This is a genomic window from Flavobacterium sp. (assembly GCF_043778725.1).
Classification (GTDB): Bacteria; Bacteroidota; Bacteroidia; order Flavobacteriales; family Flavobacteriaceae; genus Flavobacterium.
This window is the reverse complement of sequence record NZ_JAYWFT010000061.1, coordinates 1-5791: the sequence shown is the minus strand read 5'-3', so window position 1 is coordinate 5791 and position 5791 is coordinate 1. Positions and strand designations below refer to the sequence as shown.

Below are 5791 nucleotides of genomic sequence, written 5' to 3'. Positions count from 1 at the left end.
GGTTGGGACGGAACTTATAACGGTAACCTAATGATATCAACAGATTATTGGTTTACGGTTGACTATAACGAAGCCGACGCATTAAAACAATTTAGAGCACACTTTGCTTTGAAACGATAAATTATAAGTTTGTAAAGAAGGATTCCTAAATTGGAATCCTTTTTTTTGGTTTAGAAAATAGTTATTAGAATTACTAATTTTATAGAAGACCATTACAGTTTAGCCCTGATGGTAGTGGCATCCTTTCATAAAAAAAGCTTCCATTTTAAAGGAGCTTTTTTTGTGAAAGATAGAACGGACAGCAGGAATAGGCATCGCTGTAAAGCCCAAGCCATTCGCTTCTTATTCTAAAATAAAACTTACTGAAACGTTGGCTGTAACTTCAATTTCACCAACGGCTAATGTTTGTTTAGGTGCACTTTCGTCTGCCATTGTATTCATCAATGCTCCTTTAAACATTGGTTGAGGAAAATATGTTTGCGTATTATCGTTGATTAGAATTGCTTTTCCTACTTTTTGATTTAGTACAGAAACATAGTCTTCGGCTTTGTGCTTGGCATCTTTTATTGCTAATTTTCTTGCTTCAGATTTAAAATCTTCAATTTTAGACGATTTAAATTCTACATTTGTGATGTTGTTAATTCCGTTGTCAACAAGTCCCATCATTAGACTGTCATACTTTGAAATGTCTTTTAAAGTAATTGAAATTGACTGTGATGCTTGATAATTGTATTTCTTTTTATCGTAATCGTAATTTCTATTCAGACTAACATTGGTTGTTTGAAAATCGGAAGTTGGAAGACCAAATTTCTTAATGAATTTAACCACTTTATCAACAGTTTCATCGTTGAGTTTTTTTACTTCTGATGCATCTTTACCTATATTTTCGACTCCGAAATTGATAACAACTTGATCTGGTTTTACATTAATTTTTCCTTCTCCAGAAACTGAAATTTGAGGAACTTGTTTTTGTTCTTGTGCTTGTGACATGGTTGCGAACATTGTGATTAGAATTAATACTGCTTTTTTCATAATACTATTATTTAATTTATATAAGTGTTTTCAAAAGTTGTGCCAATTATAATTTTCCTCGCTTTGCCATTACAAATAATATTATGATTGGAATTGCCAAAATAACAACCATAAATGTATTGTCAACAAATATTGAAGGCTTTTTCATTAATGTAAAAATGTATCCTCCAATGGCGCCGCCAAAATGTGCAGTGTGTCCAATATTGTCGTTTTTAGCTTTCATACCATATATGGAATAAAGTAAATATCCTATTCCAAAAAGATAGGCAGGAATTGGAATTGGAATAAAAAATAGATAGATTTCTAGAGTTGGATCTAATAAAATAGCCGAATAAATAATTCCGGTAACAGCACCAGATGCACCAACGGCACTATAACTATAGTCATTATTATGAAAAATCATTGTCAATAAACTTCCAAAAATTAAACTTGCAAAGTAGATTAAAACAAATGAAAAATTATTTAGCATTCCATAAACAACAGGCGCAAAGAAATAAAGACTTAGCATATTGAACGCCAAATGAGGAACGTCTGCATGAAGAAAACCCGAACTTATCATTCTTATTTGTTCGCCAGCGCGAATACTTCCTACGTGAAACTTATATTTTCTAAAAAAAGATAAGTCTTCAAATCCTTTAAAACTAACAATTACATTAATTGCGATTATGGCAATTAAAAACAGATTGAAATTCATAATATAAATTTATTTTAGGTAAAAATAAGAATTGTTGTTTAGGTTTTGTTAAAGCAAAGTTATAAAATTAACATAAAATGTATATTTGCATAAAAATACCCAAATGCAGTTTGTACTTTATATACTTATCTACCCTATTTTATGGCTTATTTCGATATTGCCTTTTCGCTTGCTTTATCTATTTTCAGATTTTATTTACTTACTCGTTTATCATGTAATTGGTTATAGAAAAAAAACGGTTAGAGAGAATCTTGCAATAGCATTACCACATTTATCGGAAAAAGAACGACTTGAAATTGAGAAAAAATCATTCCATTACTTGTGCGATATGTTTCTTGAAATGGCAAAAACAATGACTATTACCCAAAAACAAATTAATAAAAGATATACTTTTACCAATATTGAAACGTATTTAGAATTAGAAAAAAAAGGAAAAAGTATCGCGTTGATGTGTGCGCATTATGCTAGTTATGAATGGGCAATATCAATGAATCATCATATTAATTTTATTGGATATGGAATTTATAAAAAAATTGCTAACAAGTATTTTGACAAGTTAGTAAAAGACATTAGATCTAAATTTAAAGCGGTTTTAATAACTACCAAAGAGACCAAACCCACAATAGAATATAATGCAAAAAATAATATTTTGGGTGTTTATGGTTTTGCAAGTGATCAAACGCCAAGACGATCTGACACAATGTACTGGAGCACTTTTTTAGGAAACGAAACACCTATACATACTGGTGCAGAAACCTTAGCGAAAAGATATGATATGAATGTCATTTTCTTAAAAGGAAAAAGAGTAAAACGTGGCTATTATGAAGCAACTTTCGAAGTGCTTTCTGAAGATGTAAGGTCGGTACCCGATTTTAAAATATCAGAAGAGTTTATGCGTAAAGTAGAACAACAAATCTACGATGCTCCTGAATTTTACTTATGGACACACAAACGTTGGAAACATAAGAAATAGTGTTCAGTTGTCAGTTTTAAGTACAGTATTCAATAAAAAAAGGTCTAAATTTAAAAATTTAGACCTTTTTTTAAATACTTCGTACTTCGTATTTCAAATCTCGTACTTAATTGTACATTTTCTTTCTCAATTCTTTAACGCCTTCGTTATCTAGATATTCATCAAATGTCATGTACCTATCAATAACACCGTTTGGTGTAATTTCTAGAACTCTGTTGGCGACTGTTTGTGCAAACTCGTGGTCATGTGTTGTAAATAATACCGATCCTTTAAAGTTTTTAAGCGAGTTGTTAAAAGCAGTAATCGATTCTAGGTCTAAGTGATTTGTTGGCTCATCAAGCATCAAGACATTGGCTCTTATCATCATCATTCTAGACAACATACAACGCACTTTTTCGCCTCCAGAAAGAACCGTACATTTTTTTAGGGCTTCTTCTCCAGAGAAAATCATTTTTCCTAAAAAACCACGAACATAAACTTCATCACGTTCTTCTTCTGTTTTTACAAATTGACGCAACCAATCTACAAGATTTAAATCGCCATCGGTAAAAAACTGACTGTTATCATTGGGCAAATATGATTGATTGGTAGTAATTCCCCAATTAAACTCACCAGCATCAGCAGTTTGATTTCCGTTTAAGATTTCATAAAAAGCTGTCGTTGCACGAGAATCTTTAGAGAAAATAACTACTTTATCTCCTTTAGCCATATTCAAATCTACGTTTTTGAACAAAACTTCACCATCAACAGACGCAGCAAGATTTTGAACATGTAAAATTTGATCTCCAGCTTCTCTTTCAACATCAAATATAATTGCAGGATAACGACGACTTGACGGACGAATCTCATCTAGATTTAATTTGTCAATCATCTTTTTACGAGAAGTTGCTTGTTTAGATTTTGCCACATTCGCACTAAAACGACGGATAAATTCTTCCAATTCTGCTTTTTTCTCCTCGGCTTTCTTATTTTGTTGTGCTTTTTGTTTCGCTGCTAATTGACTTGATTCGTACCAAAAAGTATAGTTTCCAGAATAGTGATTAATTTTTGAGAAATCAATATCTGAAATATGTGTACAAACAGAATCTAAAAAGTGTCTATCGTGAGAAACTACAATTACTGTATTTTCATAATTTGCAAGGAAATTTTCTAACCAAGAAATAGTTTCAAAATCCAAGTCATTGGTAGGCTCATCCATTACCAAAACATCAGGATTTCCAAAAAGAGCTTGTGCTAGCAACACACGAACTTTCATTTTTCCTTCAATTTCGCCCATCAAACTGTAGTGCATATCGGCAGAAATTCCAAGGTTGGATAACATGGCACCAGCATTAGATTCGGCATTCCAACCATTCATTTCTTCAAATTGCACTTGCAACTCTCCTATTCTATTGGCATTTTCATCGGTATAATCGGCATACAAAGCATCCATTTCTGACTTCACGGCAAACAGTACTTTGTTTCCCATCATTACAGTTTCTAAAACCGTATTCTCGTCGAACATATTGTGGTTTTGATTTAAAACCGACATCCGTTTTCCTGGTTCAAGAAATACACGACCCGAAGTTGGGTCAATATCGCCAGCAAGAATCTTCAAGAAAGTAGATTTTCCTGCACCGTTAGCACCAATCACACCATAGCAATTGCCTTGTGTAAAGGTTGTATTAACTTCGTCAAATAATATTCTTTTACCAAATTGAACCGATAAATTGGAAACTGTAAGCATTTTTTATTGTATTTTAATTTCGGTGCAAAAGTAGGGAAAAGTGTTGTTATTTTAGTACTCAGTGTTCAGTTTTTAGTGTTCAGTGGTTTGCGCACCTTTTTTTGTTGAAAAACAGGTATAATTACGTGGTTGTAGTGTATAGGAAATTGGTATATTTGTTTTGGATGTGATTGGATTGATTGCGTCTGTTTATGAGTTACCAGCCATTATATGAAAAAACGAATAATAACATATATATTTTTACTATTTTCATCTGTTTATTGTTTTGGACAGAATCAAACTGATGAACAAACAATATTAGAATTTAAAAAAGATTTTTTAGATAGTGATAATATATTTAAACCTGATACTTTACGCCTAAATAATAAAATGCTGATTAGAGAAAGATTTCCAAATGTAAGACTTATCAAAACATATGACAATAGTATTGATTTGGTTTATTATGAATATTTCTATAATGACACAAACATTCTTGATAATACAATATTCTACAATTCCAAAAAAAAACCTGTTGGCATTTCAAAACAATATTATGAAGATGGTTCTTTAGATTATATTGAAGATTTTGACAAAGGTGAATGGATAGTTTCAAACAAAAATGATTATCCTTTCTATTCTTCTTTAGGCTCAATGAAGAAAAAAGCTGACAGCTTAATAATAAAAGTATATGGTGCTGATTTCTTGCAAAATCATTGTATTTGGAGCGTTAGTGGTTCATATGTTTATAGCGATGACGAATCCGCAGTTTGGAAAGAAAAATTCAACTTCTCTCCTACCAAATTTCTATTTCGTTATGATGTAAAATTAGATTCAAAACACAATTATGATGATTTAATTGAATTTGAAATTGACGGTAAAGGAAACTTTATACCTAATCAATACGAACAAATATTTGGGTTTGAAAAAGTACCAGAAAATCTAAAAGGAAAATTTAAATTAAATTACACCAAAGCTCTAGAGATTGCGAAAGAAAATGGTCTCAAAGAAAATAATTCAAGTGAAATATTTAGTGCTTTAAGATGGGAATGTTATAAGAAACCAGAATTTTTCAATGGAGTTTTCAGATTTTATTTAAGTGTTAAAGTTGAAACTATTGAAAATTTAATTCCTGATGGACGTTCAAGTAGAATTAGTAAGTTTGAAGTTTATTCATTTAACCCTTGGAACGGAGAATTTATAGAAAAGAAAAAAATGAAATCAATATATTCTTGGGAAAAAAATAGCGGAAATCAAACTGGTTTAATTCCTGATGAAGAATAACGGCTGGTAACAAAGAACTGTGCTTAAAAACAAATAAAATTAGATTTATTTTCACTATTTTTGGGTAGGAAAAACAAATTTAGTCTTGCGAGGAGAAAGTGATTTA

6 protein-coding genes are annotated in these 5791 nt (G+C 31.2%); 3 read left to right on the top strand and 3 right to left on the bottom strand.

Features of this window, described 5'->3' with window-relative positions; translation table 11 throughout:
* Positions 1-120: T9SS type B sorting domain-containing protein (locus tag ACH2CG_RS05190; protein ID WP_395062896.1), on the top strand; the 120-nt coding region annotated here is incomplete at its 5' end.
* A 222-nt stretch (positions 121-342) separates the two neighbouring features.
* Here ACH2CG_RS05190 and ACH2CG_RS05185 read toward each other — a convergent pair.
* Positions 343-1032 carry an SIMPL domain-containing protein gene (locus ACH2CG_RS05185; protein WP_395062894.1) on the bottom strand — a complete coding sequence of 230 codons (690 nt, stop codon included), beginning with the start codon at positions 1030-1032 and terminating at the stop codon, positions 343-345.
* Positions 1033-1078: 46 nt separating this feature from the next.
* A complete protein-coding gene (locus ACH2CG_RS05180) occupies positions 1079-1726 on the bottom strand; it encodes a rhomboid family intramembrane serine protease (protein WP_395062892.1) in 648 nt (215 codons plus the stop codon).
* 103 nt (positions 1727-1829) lie between these two features.
* On the opposite strand from ACH2CG_RS05180, the gene ACH2CG_RS05175 reads away from it, so the two are divergent.
* Positions 1830-2699: a lysophospholipid acyltransferase family protein gene (locus ACH2CG_RS05175; protein ID WP_395062890.1), complete on the top strand. Its 870-nt coding sequence runs from the start codon at positions 1830-1832 to the stop codon at positions 2697-2699.
* Between the two features lie 106 nt (positions 2700-2805).
* Here ACH2CG_RS05175 and ACH2CG_RS05170 read toward each other — a convergent pair whose 3' ends face one another.
* Entirely contained in the window at positions 2806-4425 is a 1620-nt protein-coding gene (locus ACH2CG_RS05170; protein ID WP_395062888.1) for an ABC-F family ATP-binding cassette domain-containing protein, read from the bottom strand.
* 210 nt (positions 4426-4635) lie between these two features.
* Here ACH2CG_RS05170 and ACH2CG_RS05165 point away from each other — a divergent pair, with 210 nt between their 5' ends.
* Positions 4636-5685, top strand: a complete 1050-nt coding sequence (locus tag ACH2CG_RS05165) for a hypothetical protein (protein WP_395062886.1) — start codon at positions 4636-4638, stop codon at positions 5683-5685.
* Positions 5686-5791: the final 106 nt, after the last annotated feature.

Coding starts and splice junctions, on each gene's coding strand:
- ACH2CG_RS05180 (WP_395062892.1), bottom strand. CDS start 1,726: ATGAATTTCAATCTGTTTTTAATTGCCATAATCGCAATTAATGTAATT.
- ACH2CG_RS05175 (WP_395062890.1), top strand. CDS start 1,830: ATGCAGTTTGTACTTTATATACTTATCTACCCTATTTTATGGCTTATT.
- ACH2CG_RS05185 (WP_395062894.1), bottom strand. CDS start 1,032: ATGAAAAAAGCAGTATTAATTCTAATCACAATGTTCGCAACCATGTCA.
- ACH2CG_RS05170 (WP_395062888.1), bottom strand. CDS start 4,425: ATGCTTACAGTTTCCAATTTATCGGTTCAATTTGGTAAAAGAATATTA.
- ACH2CG_RS05165 (WP_395062886.1), top strand. CDS start 4,636: ATGAAAAAACGAATAATAACATATATATTTTTACTATTTTCATCTGTT.